We start from the raw sequence: 17,589 nt of genomic DNA, 5'->3' as shown, positions 1-17,589 counted from the left end.
CGGCAGACTGTGGGGGCGCGGGGCCGTCGGGTCACGGGCCGTGGGTCACGGGCTGTCGGCAGACTGTGGGGGCGCGGGGCCGTCGGGTCACGGGCCGTGGGTCACGGGCTGTCGGCAGACTGTGGGGGCGCGGGGCCGTCGGGTCACGGGCCGTCGGTCAGGCGCCGTCGGCAGGCCGTCGGGGCACGGGCTGCGAGCCGCCCGTCCTCCTGGTCGACGAGCCGACCAGCGCCCTCGACCCCGAGCGCGACGCGGCCGTCCTCGACCTGCTGGTCCGGCTCACCCGGGAGCGTCGCACGGTGACCGTCCTCGTCACGCACGACCGCGCTCACCTCGACGAGGCGGACGCGGTACGGGGGATGAGGGACGGGACGGCTGACTGCCCTCGTCCGACCGCCCGGGTCTGACCGCCCGGGTCTGATCGTCCTGGTCCGACCGGCCGGAGGTGGGTCAGGCCCCCGAGCTCGCCAGCGCCTCCGACAGTTCCCTCGCCACCTGCTGCAGTACCGGGACGATCTTCTCCGTCGCCGCCTCCGTGACCCGGCCCGCCGGGCCCGAGATGGAGATCGCGGCGGCGGTGGGGGAGTCGGGTACGGAGACCGCGAGGCAGCGGACCCCCATCTCCTGCTCGTTGTCGTCGAGCGCGTATCCGAGCCGGCGCACGTCCTCCAGCGCCGCGAGGAAGCCCTCGGGCGTGGTGATCGTCTTCTCCGTGGCGGCGGGCATGCCGGTGCGGGCCAGCAGGGCGCGCACCTCGTCGTCCGGGGTGTGGGCGAGCAGCGCCTTGCCCACGCCCGTGGAGTGCGGCAGAACGCGCCGGCCGACCTCGGTGAACATGCGCATCGAGTGCTTGGACGGCACCTGTGCCACGTACACGATCTCGTCGCCGTCAAGCAGCGCCATGTTCGCCGTCTCGCCGGTCTCTTCCACGAGGCGGGCGAGGTACGGGCGGGCCCAGGTGCCGAGCAGCCGGGAAGCCGACTCGCCGAGGCGGATCAGGCGCGGGCCGAGCGCGTACCGCCGGTTGGGCTGCTGGCGGACGTAGCCGCAGGCCACGAGCGTGCGCATCAGGCGGTGGATGGTGGGCAGCGGCAGTCCGCTGCTCGCGGACAGCTCGCTCAGGCCGACCTCGCCGCCCGCGTCCGCCATCCGCTCGAGCAGGTCGAAGGCGCGCTCGAGGGACTGGACCCCACCGCCGGCGGAGGACTTGGCGGAGTCGGTAGTGCTGGCGCTGGACGTCGGCACGGCACGTTCCTTTCAGGGCTGGCAGGAAGGGCCAAAGCCTACCCGGGAGCCAGTTGACTCCCAGCTTGTGCGGAACTACGTTCTGCTTGCTGGAATTCTAATTCCGCTTTGTGGAAACGTCCAGAGTGGCCGTGCCGGAAGCGCTGGGGAGAAGTGTGCCCCTTGACGGGGCGGGAGTGGGAGTGAAGACTCCTTCAACAGAACGTTGAAGTCCGTTACGTGGACGTAAATCCCGTTTCCCGGAAGTAAAACCGGCGGCTGAGAGAGGGGTCCGGGTGACCGACGCTGAACTGGTGCTGCGCTCGACGCGCGTCATCACGCCCGAGGGGATGCGCGCCGCGTCGGTCGCGGTCGCCGACGGCAGGATCACGGCCGTACTGCCCTACGGCGCGCAGACACCGCCCGGGGCCCGGCTGGAGGACTTCGGCGACGACGTCCTGCTGCCCGGCCTGGTCGACACCCACGTGCACGTCAACGACCCCGGCCGCACCGAGTGGGAGGGCTTCTGGACCGCCACGCGCGCGGCGGCGGCCGGCGGCATCACCACCCTCGTCGACATGCCGCTCAACTCGCTCCCGCCGACCACGACGGTCGAGAACCTCCGTACGAAGCAGGAGGTGGCCCGCGACAAGGCCCACATCGACGTCGGCTTCTGGGGCGGTGCCCTGCCCGACAACGTCAAGGACCTGCGCCCGCTGCACGACGCCGGCGTCTTCGGCTTCAAGGCCTTCCTGTCGCCCTCGGGCGTGGACGAGTTCCCGCACCTCACCCAGGACGGGCTCGCCCAGTCGCTGGCCGAGATCGCCTCCTTCGGCGGTCTGCTGATCGTGCACGCCGAGGACCCGCACCACCTCGCCGCCGCCCCGCAGCACGGCGGCCCCAAGTACGCCGACTTCCTCGCCTCCCGCCCGCGCGACGCCGAGGACACGGCGATCGCGAACCTCATCACGCAGGCGAAGCGCCTCCACGCGCGCGTGCACGTGCTCCACCTGTCCTCCAGCGACGCGCTGCCGCTGATCGCCGCGGCCAAGGCCGAGGGCGTGCGCCTGACGGTGGAGACCTGCCCGCACTACCTGACCCTGACCGCCGAGGAAGTCCCGGACGGCGCCAGCGAGTTCAAGTGCTGCCCACCCATCCGCGAGTCCGCCAACCAAAACCTGCTGTGGCAGGCGCTGGCGGACGGCACGATCGACTGCGTGGTCACCGACCACTCGCCGTCCACGGCCGACCTGAAGACGGACGACTTCGCCACCGCCTGGGGCGGCATCTCGGGACTGCAGCTGAGCCTGTCGGCGGTGTGGACTCAGGCGCGCAGACGCGGACACGGGCTGGAGGACGTGGTGCGCTGGATGTCCACGCGGACGGCCGAGCTGGTCGGTCTGGGGCAGAAGGGCGCCATCGAGGCGGGCCGCGACGCCGACTTCGCCGTTCTCGCGCCCGACGAGACGTTCACCGTGGACCCGGCCGCCCTCCAGCACCGCAACCGCGTCACGGCGTACGCGGGCAGGACCCTGTACGGCGTGGTGAAGTCCACCTGGCTGCGCGGCGAACGCATCGTGGCGGACGGCGAGTTCACCGAGCCGAAGGGGCGGCTGCTCACCAGGCCCCACTGACTTCCGCCCCCACCCGCAGCGGCCGACCCCGAGAGGAAGACCTGATCACCGTGACGGCGCAGCATCAATCCGGTTTCGCCGGCTTCACCGGCGACGCGAACCCCTACGGAGGCGGCGACCCGTACGCGGACTACCGCACCGCCGACTTCCCCTTCACCCACCACGCCAACCTCGCCGACCGGCAGCTCGGCGCCGGTGTCATCGCCGCCAACGACGAGTTCTTCGCCCAGCGCGAGAACCTGCTGGTGCCCGAGCGCGCCGAGTTCGACCCCGAGCACTTCGGGCACAAGGGCAAGGTCATGGACGGCTGGGAGACCCGGCGCCGCCGCGGCACCTCGGCGGAGCATCCCTGGCCGACCGCGGAGGACCACGACTGGGCGCTGATCCGGCTCGGCGCGCCGGGCGTCGTCCGCGGCATCGTGGTCGACACCGCCCACTTCCGCGGCAACTACCCGCAGGCGGTGTCGATCGAGGCCACCTCCGTGCCGGGCTCCCCCTCGCCGGAGGAACTCCTCGCCGACGACGTGAAGTGGACGACGCTGGTTCCGCGCACCCCCGTCGGCGGCCACGCGGCCAACGGCTTCGAGGTGAACGTCGAGCAGCGCTTCACGCACCTGCGCGTCAACCAGCACCCCGACGGGGGCATCGCGCGCCTGCGCGTGTACGGCGAGGTCGTCCCCGACCCGAAGTGGCTGGAGGTACTCGGCACCTTCGACGTGGTCGCCCTGGAGAACGGCGGCCGGGTCGAGGACGCCTCCAACCTCTTCTACTCGCCGGCCACCAACACCATCCAGCCGGGCCGCTCCCGCAAGATGGACGACGGCTGGGAGACCCGGCGCCGCCGCGACCGGGGCAACGACTGGATCCGCTACCGGCTGGTTGAGCGGTCCCGGATCCGCGCGATCGAGATCGACACCGCCTACCTCAAGGGCAACAGCGCCGGCTGGGCCTCGGTCTCGGTGAAGGACGGCGAGGACGGCGCGTGGACGGAGATCCTCCCGCGTACCCGCCTCCAGCCCGACACCAACCACCGCTTCGTCCTGCCGACCCCCGCTGTCGGTACGCACGCGCGCGTGGACATCTTCCCGGACGGAGGCATCTCCCGTCTGCGCCTGTTCGGCTCCCTGACGGACGAGGGCGCGGCACGCCTGGCGGCCCGCCACCAGGCGCTGGGCGGCTGACCTCCCGTCCCGACCCGACCCGTGAGGCCCGTGGGGCGCACCGGCCGGACAGCACCGGTGCGCCCCACGCCCCCTTCAGGCGGCGTGCCCGCCCCGCCCGTTTCAGGCGGCGGTCCGCCCCGCCCGTTCACGCGGCGTGCCCGCCCCGCCCGTTTCAGGCGGCGTGCCCGCCGTCCCCCGCGAACTCGGCGCCCGTGACACAGGCGACCTCCGGGCCCGCGAGATACGCCACCGCCGACGCCACCTCGGCGGCCGTGCCGAAGCGGCCGAGGGCGGTCATCGCCGCCTGATCCGCCGCATACGGGCCTTCGGCCGGGTTCATGTCGGTGCCGGTCGGCCCAGGGTGGACGATGTTCGCCGTGATCCCGCGCGGGCCCAGTTCCCGCGCGAGCGCTTTCGTCAGGCCGATCAGGGCCGACTTGCCGGTCGCGTAGAGAGTGCCGCCGGGACCCGGCACGCGCTGCGTCATACAGGTGCCGATGGTGACGATCCGGCCGCCGTCGGCCATGCGCGCGGCGGCCGCCTGGGAGGCCGGGAACACACCGCGCACGTTCACGGCGAGGACGTGGTCGACGTCGGCGAGCGACAGGGTCTCCAGCGGGCCGAGCAGTCCGACGCCCACGTTGTTCACCAGCACGTCGAGGCCGCCGAGGGCCTCCGCCGCACGCCGCACGGCCCCCGCCGCCTCCTCCGCGTCCGCGGAGTCCGCACGCAGGGCCACCGCTCGCCGCCCCAGCGCCTCCACGGCCCGCACGACGTCCTCGGCCGCCTCCTTGCCGCGCACATAGGTGACGGCCACGTCCGCGCCCTCCCGGGCGAGCCGCACCGCCGTCGCCGCGCCGATGCCGCGGCTGCCGCCAGTCACCAGGGCGGCCTTGCCATCGAGGGTTCCTCGAGAAGTAGGGTCAGAAGTCATGCGTCCATCCCAGCGGCCGCCGCCCCGAGGCACCGGCGGCGAACGGACGTCGACGTCGGGCGGCCGGAACTCTTCCCTCCACTTCCCGCGTTCTCCCGTCGTGACTCTTCAGCAAGAAATCGTCGGCAACGCCATGCAGATGGCGGTCGTCAACCTGCAGCCCGGCCAGACCGTGTACTGCGAGGCCGGGAAGTTCCTCTTCAAGACGACGAACGTGACCATGGAGACCCGCCTGTCCGGCCCGTCGAACGGCGGACAGCAGGCCCAGGGCGGCGGGGGCGGCGGCATGGGCGGCCTGCTGCGCCAGGCCATGGGCACGGCCATGCAGGTCGGCCAGCGCGTCCTGGCGGGCGAGTCGCTGGCGTTCCAGTACTTCACCGCCCAGGGCAGCCAGGGCACCGTCGGTTTCGCGGGCGTGCTGCCCGGCGAGATGCGCGCGCTCGAACTGGACGGCACGCGCGCGTGGTTCGCGGAGAAGGACGCCTTCGTCGCCGCCGAGTCCACCGTCGACTTCGGCATCGCCTTCCAGGGCGGCCGCACCGGCGTGAGCGGCGGCGAAGGCTTCATCCTGGAGAAGTTCACCGGGTACGGCACGGTGATCATCGCGGGTGCCGGCAACTTCATCGACGTCAACCCCGCCGACTTCGGCGGCCGCATCGAGGTCGACACAGGCTGCGTCGTCGCCTTCGAGGAGGGCATCCAGTACGGCGTCCAGCGCGTCGGCGGCCTCAACCGCCAGGGGATCATGAACGCCGTCTTCGGCGGCGAGGGCCTGTCGCTGGCCACCCTCGAGGGCAACGGCCGCGTCATCCTGCAGTCCCTCACCATCGAGAGCCTCGCCAACGCCCTGAAGAAGGCCCAGGGCGGCGACAAGCAGGGACCGACGGGCGGACTGTTCTCGACGTACGTCGGGTGAGCCCGCCGGCCGGGCGATGAGTTGCGGGGGCCGGTGGGGTCTGAGCTGATGACCACAGACCCCACCCCCGGAAAGAAGGCACCCGCCATGGGTAAGCTCGTCCTCACCACCTTCGTCACCCTCGACGGCGTCTACCAGGCACCCGGCGGCCCCCAGGAGGACCCCAGCGGCGGCTTCGAGCAGGGCGGCTGGAGCGTTCCGTACGGCGACGAGGACTTCGGCCGGTTCATGACCGAGGTCTTCGACCGCGCCGGCGCCTTCCTCCTCGGCCGCCGCACGTACGACATCTTCGCCACGTACTGGCCGAAGATGACCGACCCCGCCGACCCGATCGCCTCCCGGCTGAACGGCCTGCCGAAGTACGTCGCCTCCTCGAGCCTGACCGACCCCGCCTGGCAGGGCACCACCGTGATCGGCGGGGACCTCGCCAAGCAGGTCACCGCTCTCAAGGAGCGCACCGACGGCGAACTCCAGGTCCACGGCAGCGGCGCCCTCGGCCGCTCCCTGCTGGCGCAGGACCTGGTCGATACCGTCCACCTGCTGACGTTCCCGGTCGTGCTCGGCGCCGGCCGCCGCCTGTTCGAGGAGGGCGCCGTCCCGACCGCCTTCACCCACGCCGGCGGGCGCGTCACCGCCGCGGGTGTGTCCATCCAGACGTACGACTTCGCGGGCCGCCCGCAGTACGGCTCGTACGAGCTGCCGGACAACTCCTAGCCAGAGATCACCGTGCCCGGCGCCAGAGATCACCGTGCCCCGCGCCCGAGATGACCGTGCCCCGCGCCCGTGATCACCGTCTCGGGCGCCCGGGATCACCGCGCCCCGCGCCCTCACGCCCCCCGACGGTTCGTGTGGGGATGGCGCGAGGGAGCCGGGCGCAGGTTAACTTCCTGAAAACTCATCGGACTTGACGGGAAAATCTGCGGAGTTGTCATTGACATGCCAGTGTCTACGCGCGTCATCATGACGCCATGAGATTCCCCCCACGCGCCACTCGGATCGGCGCCGCAGCCGCTCTTCTGTCCGCCCTGCTCGTGGGCGGCACCGTCTCCGCCGGCACGGCGGACGCCGCCGCGACCTCGGTCGGCAGCATCTGCTACAGCGACCTGCCCTCCCAGGCGCACGACACGCTCGACCTGATCGACCAGGGTGGGCCCTTCCCGTACTCGCAGGACGGCACCGTCTTCTCGAACCGGGAAGGTGTCCTGCCCAAGCAGCCGTCCGGCTACTACCACGAGTACACGGTCATCACGCCCGGCTCCCCCACACGCGGAGCCCGGCGCATCGTCACCGGTGAGGAGTACGAGGAGGACTACTACACCTCGGACCACTACGCCACGTTCGACCTGATCGACTTCGGCTGCTGAGCCCATCGGCGCCAGCCGCCGAGGGAACGGTGCGACCCGCCGGAGGCCCGGTCCGCGCTCATCCGGACCTCCGGCTCTTGGCGGCGGCGAACAGCGCGCACGCCAGCACGATCAGGGCGGCGCTCGCGTAGATCCCGTAGCCGTCGAGGAAGTCCAGCCGCTGCACGAGGCCCACGTGCCAGTGGGTGAACTCGTGCACCAGGCCCAGCACGCCCTGCACCAGGGCGACGAATCCGAGTACTTCCAGTACCTGCTTCATGGCCACGACCCTCGCCCCGCGGACCCCCCACACGCATCGGCCGCGGGGCGAGCCGTGGCCGCCGGAAGTCTGCGGTCACGGCGGGGCGGTGCGCCGAAAGTCCACTCCACTGCGACTTTGGTCGCCCATCTGCCACGCGGTGGGGTGACGGGCGCCGCCACTGCATAGATTTGTCGACCGTGAGGGGTGACGGAACGACGCAGGTGCCTTCGGTGTGCGCGGGGCGGCGGTGGCTGCTGCCGTCCGCCGTGGCCGACAAACTCGACCCCGACGCGGGGCGGTCGGGACGGTCGAGGCGCACCGCGCGGGACTGGGTCGTCGACCTCTCCTGCTTCCTCCTCGCCCTCGCCGTCGGTCTGGCCGCCGGAGACGCCCTGAGCCACGACCCGCACACGCCGCACGCCCTCGCCGTCGTCGACCAGCTGCTCGGCGTGCTCGCCTGCGCCGCGGTCTGGCTGCGCCGCCGCTGGCCCCTCGGGCTGGCCGTCGCCATGATCCCCGTCGGCTTGCTCTCGAGCACGTCGGGCGGCGCCGGCGCCGTCGCCCTGTTCACCCTCGCCGTGCACCGGCCGTTCCGTTACGTGGCCTGGGTCGGCGGCGCCACCCTCGCGCTGGTCCCGGTCCTCTACTGGCTCCGCCCGGATCCCGAGCTGTCCTATCCGGGCATCGTGGTCTTCGCCGCGGTGCTGACCCTCTCGATCATCGGCTGGGGGATGTTCGTACGGTCCAAGCGACAGCTCATGCTGAGCCTGCGCGACCGGGCCCGGCGCGCCGAGACGGAGGCGCGGCTGCGGGCCGAACAGGCGCAGCGGCTCGCCCGCGAGGCCATCGCCCGGGAGATGCACGACGTCCTCGCGCACCGGCTGACGCTGCTGAGTGTGCACGCGGGCGCGCTGGAGTTCCGGCCGGACGCACCCCGTGAGGAGATCGCACGGGCGGCCGGGGTCATCCGGGAGAGCGCGCACGAGGCCCTGCAGGACCTGCGGGAGATCATCGGCGTGCTGCGGGCGGGCGAACCCGATGACGTGGGGCGCCCCCAGCCCACGCTGGCCGCGCTGGACGCCCTGGTCGCCGAGTCCCGCGAGGCCGGCATGAAGGTCACCCTGGCCCACCGCGTCACCGACCCTGCCGCCGTCCCCGCCTCCGTCGGCCGCACCGCCTACCGCATCGTCCAGGAGGGCCTGACCAACGCCCGCAAGCACGCCCCCGGCACGGAGGTCACCGTGACCCTCGCCGGCGCCCCGGGCGAGGGCCTCGTCGTCTCCGTGCGCAACCCGGCCCCCGAAGGCGAGGTCCCGCACGTCCCCGGCTCCGGCCAGGGCCTGATCGGCCTGACGGAACGGGCGACCCTGGCTGGCGGCAGCCTGGAACACGGGCCGACGGGGGACGGGGGCTTCGAGGTGCGGGGGTGGCTGCCGTGAGGGCAGGGCGGGGGCGACCGGCGAGACGCGGTGCCGGGTTGACGTAGGTGATCGACGGCTGGAACGACCGGCGATATGCGGTGTCGGGTTGACGTAGGTGATCGACGGCGAGGGCTGCGACCGGCGATATGCGGTTCCAGGCTGACGTAGGTGATCTACGGTGGCGGGGGTGCCCCCGCGCTTCGCTGCGCAGGAGTCCCGTCAGATGCGCAGGACCACCCGCCGCCCGTGCAGTTCCCCCTGTTCCATGCGTCGGTGCATCTCCGCCGCCGCGCTCAGGGGGTGGTATTCCACCGCACGCGGGCGCAGCGCACCGGCCGCCAGCAGTTCGTTGATCCTTTCGGCCGCCTCGGCCAGTTCCGCGGCCGTCGCGTGGGAGATGGCGAAGCCGCGCAGGGAACCGTCCTTCATGTACAGCGGGCCGACCGGCAGGGTCGGCTCGTCCCGGGCACCGGCCAGGAGGACGACGCGACCGCGGTGGGCGAGAAGGCCGACCGCGGACCTGAGGTCGTTGTGGCCGGAGGTGTCGACGTGGACGTCGACTCCGGACGGAGCGAGCGCCGCCAGTCGCGCCGCAAGGTCGGGGGCTCGGTAGTCCACGACCTCCGCCGCACCCAGGGACCGGACGTGGGCGTGCTCGCGCGGCGCGGCCGTCGCGAGCACCCGCGCGCCCGCCCGCGCCGCGAGCTCCACCAGCGCACCGCCCACGTTGCCGGCCGCCCCGCCGACCAGGACCGTCTCGCCCGGGCGCAGGCCGCCGTGCGTGAAGAGGGCCAGGTGGGCGGTGGCGGCGGGATGGAGCACGGCCACCACCTCATCCGGAGGTACTCCCGGCGGCAGCCGGTAGAGGCGGTCCGCCGGCACCGCGGCCTGCTCGGCGGCCGCTCCCTGCCGCCCGCCGTGCCCGAGGCTGTTGCACCAGACCGTCTCGCCCACGGCGAAGCCGGACCCCGGGGCCGCGACCGTGCCCACCAGGTCGCGACCGATGACGAACGGGAACCGAAGCGGCGTACGGAACAGTCCCGAACGCACGAATGTGTCCACCGGATTGACCGTGGTGGCCAGCACGTCCACCAGCACCTCGCCGGGCCCCGGCTCGGGAGCGGGCAGCTCACCCCAGCGGATGAGGTCGGGCGGGCCCAGCCGTTCGACATACGCGGCACGCATGAATGACCAGTTTTCCACCGGAGGGGTCCGGGCGCGCGCCGCCCGAGGCCGGGGCCGTGTCGCGTGGGCGTGGTCAGCGTGGCGGGGGCAGCGGGGGCGTGGCCAGGTCGTCGCGTCCGCGTGGGACGTGGCGGTCGGTGTGGCCCGTGCGTCGGCGATTTGGTTGGGTGTACCCCATGACCGCGATCCGACTGCTCCTCGTCGACGACGACCCGCTGGTGAGAGCCGGTCTGCGTTTCATGATGGGCGGCGCCGACGACATCGAGATCGTCGGCGAGGCGGCCGACGGCAGCGAGGTGGAACCCCTGGTCGACCGCACCCGGCCGGACGTCGTCCTCATGGACGTCCGGATGCCGGGAATGGACGGCCTGACGGCGACGGAGCGGCTGCGCGGACGCACGGAGGCACCGCAGGTCCTCGTGCTCACCACCTTCCACGCCGACGAGCAGGTGCTGCGGGCCCTGCGCGCGGGCGCAGCCGGGTTCGTCCTCAAGGACACCCCGCCCGCCGAGATCGTCGAGGCGGTGCGCCGGGTCGCGGCCGCGACCCCGTGCTGTCGCCCACCGTCACCCGCCAGTTGATGCAGCACGCGGCCGGCACCGCCGCCGACACCCGGCGCGCCCGCGCGCGGGAGCGCATCGCCGCCCTCAACGACCGCGAACGCGAGGTCCCCGTCCGCGTCGGCCGGGGCCTGGCCAACGCGCAGATAGCCGCGGAGCTGTTCATGAGCGTCGCCACCGTCAAGACCCACGTCTCCCGCATCCTTGCCAAGCTCGCCCTCAACAACCGCGTGCAGATCGCCCTGCTCGCCTACGACGCGGGACTCCTCGAAGAGGACGCGCTGTAGCGGCACTTCCCGGATCGGTCACGCGTTGTCCGGTTACGGGGAGCCTTTCGTGCTCCGGGAGGGGAGGGGAGGGGCGATGGCGGACGTGATCGATCTCAGGGAGTACGGGGAGGGGTTCCGCGCGGACCCGCACCCCGTCTACGCCGAACTGCGCGCGCTCGGCCCGGTGCACCGGGTGCGGCTGCCCCTGCCCGAGGGATACGACACCTGGCTCGTCGTCGGGTACGAAGAGGCGCGCGCCGCGCTGGCCGACCCACGGCTGGCCAAGGACGTCGGCAGGGTCGGCGTGACGCTCCTCGAGGAGCGGGTGATCGGCAAGCACCTGCTGATCGCCGACCCGCCGCAGCACACCCGGCTGCGCTCGCTGGTTTCCCGGGCGTTCACCGCGCGCCGCGTCGAGGCGTTGCGGCCGCGGATCCAGGAGATCACCGACGAGCTGCTCGACGCGATGCTGCCGCGCGGCCGCGCCGACCTTGTGGCGGCGTTCGCCTATCCGTTGCCCATCACCGTCATCTGCGAGCTGCTCGGCGTGCCCGAGATCGACCGGGCCGCGTTCCGGGAGATGTCGACCGAGGTGGTCGCGCCCACCAGCGGGGAGAGCGAGCAGCACGCCTTCGACCGGCTCGGCGCGTACCTCACCGAGCTGATCGAGGACAAGCGCTGCGCCGGACCGGCCGACGACCTGCTCAGCGCCCTGATCCGCACGACCGCCGAGGACGGCGACCGGCTCTCCGGCAACGAGCTGCGCGGCATGGCCTTCCTGCTGCTCGTCGCGGGCCACGAGACCACGGTCAACCTCATCACCAACGGTGTGCACGCCCTGCTCACGCACCCGGACCAACTCGCCGCGCTGCGCGCAGACTTCGGCCTCGTCGACAGAGCGGTCGAGGAGATGCTGCGCCACGAGGGCCCGGTGGAGAACGCCACGTACCGGTACGCCGCCGGGCCCGTGGAGATCGCCGGCACCGCCATCCAACAGGGCGAGCCGGTGATGATCGGCCTCACCGCGGCCGACCGAAACAGCAGCCGTTACCCCGCGCCGGACCGCTTCGACATCCAGCGCGACGCCCGCGGCCACCTCGCCTTCGGCCACGGCATCCACTACTGCCTGGGCGCACCCCTGGCCCGCCTGGAAGCGCGCACGGCGATACGGACCCTGTTGCAGCGCGCCCCCGGCCTGGCCCTCGACGGTCCGCCCGGCCCGTGGCTGCCTGGGATGCTGATGCGGGGGAGGCGGAGCCTGCCGGTGCGGTGGTAGGACAGCGGCGCCCGCTGGAACGGCACCGGCTTCCTCGCAACGGCACCGGCGTGCATCCGTGGGGCAGCGGTGTCCGCCGGGAGGGGCGCCGGGGTGCAGCGGGACGGCACCGGCGTGCATCCGCAGGACACCGGCGGCCGCGGGACCGGCTTATGGATCACGGCCGGCTGTAGGACCGGCTTATGGATCACAGCGGGCTGCGGGACCGACCCATGGATCACAGCCGAGGAGCGGGGCCACCGGGCCGGCCGCTCACCTGAACAAGGCCTCGGTGCCGCCCGGGATCTCCGCGAGGCCGACCGGGCGGCGCTCGCGCCGGGACAGTTCGCAGGCCTCGGCGATGCGCAGGGCCTGCAGGGCCTCGCGCCCGTCGCACGGGTTGGGCCGCTCGCCGCACACGACCTCGATGAAGGCGGACAGCTCGGCCTCGTACGCGGGGCCGAAGCGTTCCAGGAACCCGGTCCACGGCTTGTCCGCGGCCGGCGGCCCCGTCGGCTCGGTGGACGCGATCGGCGTGCGGTCGTCGAGGCCGACCACGATCTGGTCCAGCTCCCCGGCCAGCTCCATGCGGACGTCGTAGCCCGCGCCGTTCAGCCGGGTCGCCGTCGCCGTGGCGAGGGTGCCGTCGTCCAGGGTGAGCACGGCCGCGCCGGTGTCGACGTCGCCGGCCTCCCGGAGCATCGCGGGCCCGGCGTCGGACCCGGTCGCGTAGACGTCGACGACCTCGTGCCCCGTCACCCAGCGCAGGATGTCGAAGTCGTGGATCAGCGTGTCCCGGAACAGGCCGCCGGACAGCGGCAGATACGCGGCCCGGGGCGGCGCCTGGTCGGAGGTCAGCGCGCGGACGGTGTGCAGTCGCCCGAGACGTCCCGACCGCACCGCCGCGCGCGCGCCGGTGTAGCCCGCGTCGAAGCGGCGCTGGAAGCCCATCTGGAGGATCGTTCCGGCGGCCTCGACCTCGGCGAGCGCGTGCAGCGTGCCCGGCAGGTCCAGTGCGATCGGCTTCTCGCAGAACACCGGGAGTCCGGAGCGTGCTGCCCGACCGATCAGTTCGGCGTGCGCCGACGTCGCCGTCGTGATCACCACGGCGTCCACGCCCCACTTGAAGATCTCGTCCACCCCCGGCGCCGCCGTCTCGCCGAGCCGGTGCGCGAGCTCCTGCGCCCGCGCCGGATCCGTGTCCGTGAGGATCAGGGACCCGACCTCGCGATGACGGCTGAGCGTGTTCGCATGAATGGTGCCGATGCGGCCCGTCCCGATGATCCCGATGCGCATGGAATCAAAGTGAGGGCCGACCCCGGGCGCTGTCAATGCGTATGTCCGGACAATCGAACTACACAACTTCCCGTCAACCGGCCACGGAGCTACGCTCGGGCCGTGCCGAAACCAGAAGTGGACCCGACCGTGCCGCTCGAGCTCAGCGTGGACCGCAGCTCCCCGGTGCCGTTGTACTTCCAGCTGTCCCAGCAGCTCGAGGCCGCGATCGAGCACGGGTCGCTCACCCCCGGCAGCCTGCTGGGCAACGAGATCGAGCTCGCCGCACGGCTCGGCCTGTCCCGGCCCACCGTCCGCCAGGCCATCCAGTCCCTCGTCGACAAGGGCCTCCTCGTCCGCCGCCGTGGCGTGGGCACGCAGGTCGTGCACAGCCAGGTCAAGCGCCCGCTGGAACTCAGCAGCCTCTACGACGACTTGGAGGCGGCAGGACAGCGTCCGGCGACGAAGGTCCTGGTGAACACGGTCGTGCTGGCATCCGCCGAGGTCGCGGCCGCCCTCGGTGTGGCCGAGGACAGCGACGTGCACCGGATCGAGCGGCTGCGGCTCGCGCACGGCGAGCCGATGGCGTACCTGATCAACTACCTGCCGCCCGGCCTGCTCGACCTGGACACCGGGCAGCTGGAGGTCACCGGCCTGTACCGCCTGATGCGCTCCGCCGGGATCACGCTGCACAGCGCGCGCCAGTCCATCGGCGCGCGTGCCGCCACCCCCGCCGAGGCCGAGCGGCTCGGCGAGGCGGAGGACGCGCCGCTGCTCACCATGCAGCGCACCACCTTCGACGACACCGGCCGCGCGGTCGAGTTCGGCACGCACACCTACCGGCCGTCCCGCTACTCCTTCGAGTTCCAGCTGCTCGTACGCCCCTGATGCGTCCCTGACGCCTTCCCGATGTCCGCAGGACGCCTTCCAGGTGCGTCGCTGACGGCACCCGATGCCTGCTGACGCCTTCCAGGTGCGCCGCTGACGTCTTCCCGATGCCCGCCGCCCTTCCAGGCGCGCCGCTGACGCGTCCCAGGGACGTCCCGCGATCGTCGCAATGTCCGGACAATGTGACCGAACCCTGCTCCCCGGCGACGGGACCCGTGATCCCTGCGTTCGATAATGCGACGTTTGGGGCTGGTGAGATCGTCATCGGCCCCTTGCGTACGTCGAACACAGCGAGAAGGGCATGGCCTCGTGGCACGGTTTCCAACCTGGGTAGGCATCGCGCTGGCAGGGGCACTGTCGGTGTCCCTCGCCGGGTGCAGCAGCACTGGTGGCAAACGCGCGGAGGACGCCCGCAAGGCTGCGGCGGCCCAGGGGAGGGCCGCGGTGAACACCCCCCGCTGGACCTTCGCGATGATCACCCACTCCGGTGACGGCGACACCTTCTGGGACATCGTGCAGAGCGGCGCCAAGCAGGCCGCCGTCAAGGACAACATCAACTTCCTGTACTCGCACGACGCCGAGGCCCAGCAGCAGGCGCAGCTCGTGGACGCGGCGGTCGACAAGAAGGTCGACGGCATCATCGTCACGCTCGCCAAGCCCGACGCCCTGAAGGCCGCCGTGGCTCGCGCCGAGAAGGCCGGCATCCCGGTGATCACGGTGAACTCCGGCTCCGCCGAGTCCAAGGCGTTCGGCGCGCTCACGCACGTCGGCCAGGACGAGACCGTCGCGGGCGAGGCGGTCGGGGAGGAGCTGAACAAGCGCGGGAAGAAGAAGGCGCTCTGCGTCCTGCACGAGCAGGGCAACGTGGGCCACGAGCAGCGCTGCGACGGCGTGGCGAAGACCTTCCACGGCAAGGTGGAGAACCTCTACGTCAACGGCACCAACATGCCCGACGTGCAGTCCGCGATGGAGGCGAAGCTCCAGGCGGACAAGTCCGTCGACGCGGTCGTCACGCTCGGCGCGCCGTATGCGGACACCGCCGTGAAGGCCAGGCAGGACGCGGGCAGCAACGCCGAGATCGACACCTTCGACCTCAATGCCAAAGTCGCCGCCGAGTTGAAGGACGGCACGCTCGGCTTCGCCGTGGACCAGCAGCCGTACCTCCAGGGCTACCAGGCCGTCGACCTGCTGTGGCTGTACAAGTACAACGGCGACGTCCTCGGCGGCGGCAAGCCGGTGCTCACCGGCCCGCAGATCGTCACCAAGGACCAGGCGGCCGCGCTGGAGGAGTACACGAAGCGGGGCACCCGATGAACGCGACCGCTGATGAGATGAAGGCGACCGCTGACGAAAGGATTCTGCACGCCTCACCGCTGCGGAAGCTGCTCTCCCGGCCCGAGCTGGGCTCGGTCGTCGGCGCGATCGCGGTCTTCCTCTTCTTCGCGTGCGCCGCGGACGGCTTCCTGCGCGCCTCCAGCCTCAGCACCGTCCTGTACGCGGCCTCGACGATCGGCATCATGGCGGTCCCGGTCGCTCTGCTGATGATCGGCGGCGAGTTCGACCTGTCCGCCGGCGTTCTGGTGACGTCGTCCGCGCTGGTCTCGTCGATGTTCAGCTACCAGATGACCGCCAACGTCTGGGTCGGCGTGGGCGTGTCCCTGCTGGTCACCCTGGCGATCGGCGCCTTCAACGGCTTCGTGCTCACACGGACGGGCCTGCCCAGCTTCATCGTCACGCTGGGCACCTTCCTGATGCTCACCGGCATGAATCTCGGCTTCACCAAGCTGATCGACGGCACCGTCTCCACCAAGACGATCGCCGACATGGACGGCTTCCCGACCGCGCACGCCGTCTTCGCCTCCACGCTGACCGTCGGCGGCGTCGACTTCAAGATCACCATCCTGTGGTGGTTCGGCCTGGTCGCCCTCGCCTCCTGGATCCTGCTGCGCACCCGCATGGGGAACTGGATCTTCGCCGTCGGCGGCAACAAGGACGCGGCCCGCGCGGTCGGCGTACCCGTCGCCAGGACCAGGATCGGCCTGTACATGGGCGTGGCCCTCGGCGCCTGGATCTCCGGCCAGCACCTGCTCTTCTCCTACGACGCGGTGCAGTCCGGCGAGGGCGTCGGCAACGAGCTGATCTACATCATCGCGGCCGTCATCGGCGGCTGCCTGATCACCGGCGGCTACGGCAGCGCCGTCGGCTCGGCGGTCGGCGCGTTCCTCTTCGGCATGACCAGCAAGGGCATCGTCTTCGCCGAGTGGATCCCCGACTGGTTCAAGTTCTTCCTCGGAGCGATGCTGCTCCTCGCGACCCTGCTCAACGCCTGGGTCCGCAGGCGGGTGGAGGCCACCAAGTGACGCAGACCCAGACACGTACGGCGCTCGTGGAGCTGTCCGACGTCAGCAAGCACTACGGCACCGTCCGCGCCCTCGAAGGCGTCTTTCTGGAAGTCCACCCGGGGGAGATCACCTGTGTCCTCGGCGACAACGGCGCGGGCAAGTCGACACTGATCAAGATCATTGCGGGGCTGCACCAGCACGACGCCGGCGCACTGCGCATCGAGGGCGAGGAGACCCGCCTGTCGTCCCCGCGCGACGCCCTGGACCGCGGCATCGCCACGGTCTACCAGGACCTCGCCGTCGTACCCCTCATGCCGGTGTGGCGGAACTTCTTCCTCGGCTCCGAGCCGCGCAGGGGCGTCGGCCCGTTCAAGCGTCTGGACGTCGACTTCATGCGGAGGACGACGCATGCCGAGCTCCTGCGGATGGGCATCGACCTGCGCGACGTCGACCAGCCGATCGGCACGCTCTCGGGCGGCGAGCGGCAGTGCGTGGCGATCGCGCGGGCGGTGTACTTCGGCGCGAAGGTCCTGGTCCTGGACGAGCCGACGGCGGCACTGGGAGTGAAGCAGTCGGGCGTGGTGCTCAGGTATGTGGCCGCGGCACGGGACCAGGGCCTGGGCGTTGTCCTGATCACCCACAACCCGCATCACGCGTACCTGGTGGGCGACCGGTTCGTGCTGCTCAAGCGGGGCGCGATGGTGGGCAGCCACACCCGGGAAGAGATCACGCTGGAGGAGCTGACCCGGCAGATGGCCGGCGGCAGCGAACTGGACGATCTCCGCCACGAGCTTGAGAAACGCGCCCCCTGAGGGGCGCGGGGCTGCGACTGTACGGCTTGGCCGCGTGGGCGCGACCAGCCTGAACGTTCCTGCACGCGGCACACAGCAGGCACCCCCTGTGGTGCCCCGTACGGCG

The 17,589-nt window shown here is 71.9% G+C and carries 16 protein-coding genes and 2 pseudogenes; 13 read left to right on the top strand and 5 right to left on the bottom strand.

The window, feature by feature from the left end; translation table 11 throughout:
* Window positions 1-194: 194 nt before the first annotated feature.
* Window positions 195-407, top strand: a pseudogene (locus tag ABZV31_RS04920) (ABC transporter ATP-binding protein); the annotation flags it as partial.
* A 43-nt stretch (window positions 408-450) separates the two neighbouring features.
* Here ABZV31_RS04920 and ABZV31_RS04915 read toward each other — a convergent pair.
* Window positions 451-1,245: an IclR family transcriptional regulator gene (locus tag ABZV31_RS04915; RefSeq protein ID WP_355888171.1), complete on the bottom strand. Its 795-nt coding sequence runs from the start codon at window positions 1,243-1,245 to the stop codon at window positions 451-453.
* A 275-nt stretch (window positions 1,246-1,520) separates the two neighbouring features.
* Here ABZV31_RS04915 and allB point away from each other — a divergent pair, with 275 nt between their 5' ends.
* Complete coding sequence (allB, locus tag ABZV31_RS04910) at window positions 1,521-2,858, top strand: allantoinase AllB (protein ID WP_355888169.1); 1,338 nt, start codon at window positions 1,521-1,523, stop codon at window positions 2,856-2,858.
* Window positions 2,859-2,908: 50 nt separating this feature from the next.
* The gene (gene alc / locus ABZV31_RS04905; protein WP_355888167.1) at window positions 2,909-4,039 is read left to right on the top strand and encodes an allantoicase; all 1,131 of its coding nucleotides are present in this window, start codon (window positions 2,909-2,911) and stop codon (window positions 4,037-4,039) included.
* 154 nt (window positions 4,040-4,193) lie between these two features.
* On the opposite strand, the gene ABZV31_RS04900 is transcribed toward alc, so the two are convergent.
* Window positions 4,194-4,955 (bottom strand): SDR family oxidoreductase, encoded by a 762-nt coding sequence (locus ABZV31_RS04900; protein WP_355888164.1) that lies wholly within the window; start codon window positions 4,953-4,955, stop codon window positions 4,194-4,196.
* Window positions 4,956-5,055: 100 nt separating this feature from the next.
* On the opposite strand from ABZV31_RS04900, the gene ABZV31_RS04895 reads away from it, so the two are divergent.
* The 3 genes from ABZV31_RS04895 to ABZV31_RS04885 all read left to right on the top strand — a co-directional run bounded on the left by ABZV31_RS04895 (window position 5,056) and on the right by ABZV31_RS04885 (window position 7,235).
* Window positions 5,056-5,871 (top strand): AIM24 family protein, encoded by an 816-nt coding sequence (locus tag ABZV31_RS04895; protein ID WP_355888161.1) that lies wholly within the window; start codon window positions 5,056-5,058, stop codon window positions 5,869-5,871.
* Window positions 5,872-5,958: 87 nt separating this feature from the next.
* Window positions 5,959-6,585, top strand: a complete 627-nt coding sequence (locus ABZV31_RS04890; protein ID WP_355888158.1) for a dihydrofolate reductase family protein — start codon at window positions 5,959-5,961, stop codon at window positions 6,583-6,585.
* 254 nt (window positions 6,586-6,839) lie between these two features.
* Window positions 6,840-7,235, top strand: a complete 396-nt coding sequence (locus ABZV31_RS04885) for a ribonuclease domain-containing protein (RefSeq protein WP_355888155.1) — start codon at window positions 6,840-6,842, stop codon at window positions 7,233-7,235.
* A gap of 58 nt (window positions 7,236-7,293) precedes the next feature.
* Here ABZV31_RS04885 and ABZV31_RS04880 read toward each other — a convergent pair whose 3' ends face one another.
* Entirely contained in the window at window positions 7,294-7,494 is a 201-nt protein-coding gene (locus ABZV31_RS04880; protein WP_355888152.1) for a hypothetical protein, read from the bottom strand.
* Window positions 7,495-7,664: 170 nt separating this feature from the next.
* Between ABZV31_RS04880 and ABZV31_RS04875 the strand changes: the two genes are divergently transcribed.
* Window positions 7,665-8,915 (top strand): histidine kinase, encoded by a 1,251-nt coding sequence (locus ABZV31_RS04875; protein ID WP_355888149.1) that lies wholly within the window; start codon window positions 7,665-7,667, stop codon window positions 8,913-8,915.
* A gap of 201 nt (window positions 8,916-9,116) precedes the next feature.
* Here ABZV31_RS04875 and ABZV31_RS04870 read toward each other — a convergent pair whose 3' ends face one another.
* Window positions 9,117-10,082 carry an NADPH:quinone reductase gene (locus tag ABZV31_RS04870; RefSeq protein ID WP_355888147.1) on the bottom strand — a complete coding sequence of 322 codons (966 nt, stop codon included), beginning with the start codon at window positions 10,080-10,082 and terminating at the stop codon, window positions 9,117-9,119.
* A 176-nt stretch (window positions 10,083-10,258) separates the two neighbouring features.
* Here ABZV31_RS04870 and ABZV31_RS04865 point away from each other — a divergent pair.
* Window positions 10,259-10,929 (top strand): annotated as a pseudogene (locus ABZV31_RS04865) (response regulator transcription factor).
* A 76-nt stretch (window positions 10,930-11,005) separates the two neighbouring features.
* Complete coding sequence (locus ABZV31_RS04860; protein WP_355888144.1) at window positions 11,006-12,187, top strand: cytochrome P450; 1,182 nt, start codon at window positions 11,006-11,008, stop codon at window positions 12,185-12,187.
* A gap of 252 nt (window positions 12,188-12,439) precedes the next feature.
* Here the strand turns inward: ABZV31_RS04860 and ABZV31_RS04855 are convergent, their stop codons facing one another.
* Complete coding sequence (locus tag ABZV31_RS04855; RefSeq protein WP_355888141.1) at window positions 12,440-13,462, bottom strand: Gfo/Idh/MocA family oxidoreductase; 1,023 nt, start codon at window positions 13,460-13,462, stop codon at window positions 12,440-12,442.
* A gap of 129 nt (window positions 13,463-13,591) precedes the next feature.
* Here ABZV31_RS04855 and ABZV31_RS04850 point away from each other — a divergent pair, with 129 nt between their 5' ends.
* The 4 genes from ABZV31_RS04850 to ABZV31_RS04835 all read left to right on the top strand — a co-directional run bounded on the left by ABZV31_RS04850 (window position 13,592) and on the right by ABZV31_RS04835 (window position 17,483).
* Window positions 13,592-14,329 carry a GntR family transcriptional regulator gene (locus tag ABZV31_RS04850; protein WP_355889009.1) on the top strand — a complete coding sequence of 246 codons (738 nt, stop codon included), beginning with the start codon at window positions 13,592-13,594 and terminating at the stop codon, window positions 14,327-14,329.
* Between the two features lie 309 nt (window positions 14,330-14,638).
* Window positions 14,639-15,643 (top strand): sugar ABC transporter substrate-binding protein, encoded by a 1,005-nt coding sequence (locus ABZV31_RS04845; protein ID WP_355888138.1) that lies wholly within the window; start codon window positions 14,639-14,641, stop codon window positions 15,641-15,643.
* Entirely contained in the window at window positions 15,640-16,689 is a 1,050-nt protein-coding gene (locus ABZV31_RS04840) for an ABC transporter permease (RefSeq protein ID WP_355888136.1), read from the top strand. The genes ABZV31_RS04845 and ABZV31_RS04840 overlap by 4 nt, the downstream gene beginning before the upstream one ends.
* Window positions 16,686-17,483: an ATP-binding cassette domain-containing protein gene (locus ABZV31_RS04835; protein ID WP_355888133.1), complete on the top strand. Its 798-nt coding sequence runs from the start codon at window positions 16,686-16,688 to the stop codon at window positions 17,481-17,483. The genes ABZV31_RS04840 and ABZV31_RS04835 overlap by 4 nt, the downstream gene beginning before the upstream one ends.
* Window positions 17,484-17,589: the final 106 nt, after the last annotated feature.

The organism is Streptomyces sp. NPDC005202, from assembly GCF_040608235.1.
GTDB lineage: Bacteria > Actinomycetota > Actinomycetes > Streptomycetales > Streptomycetaceae > Streptomyces.
Note: the sequence above shows the minus strand (reverse complement) of the source record. Positions and strands in the feature narration are given on the sequence as shown.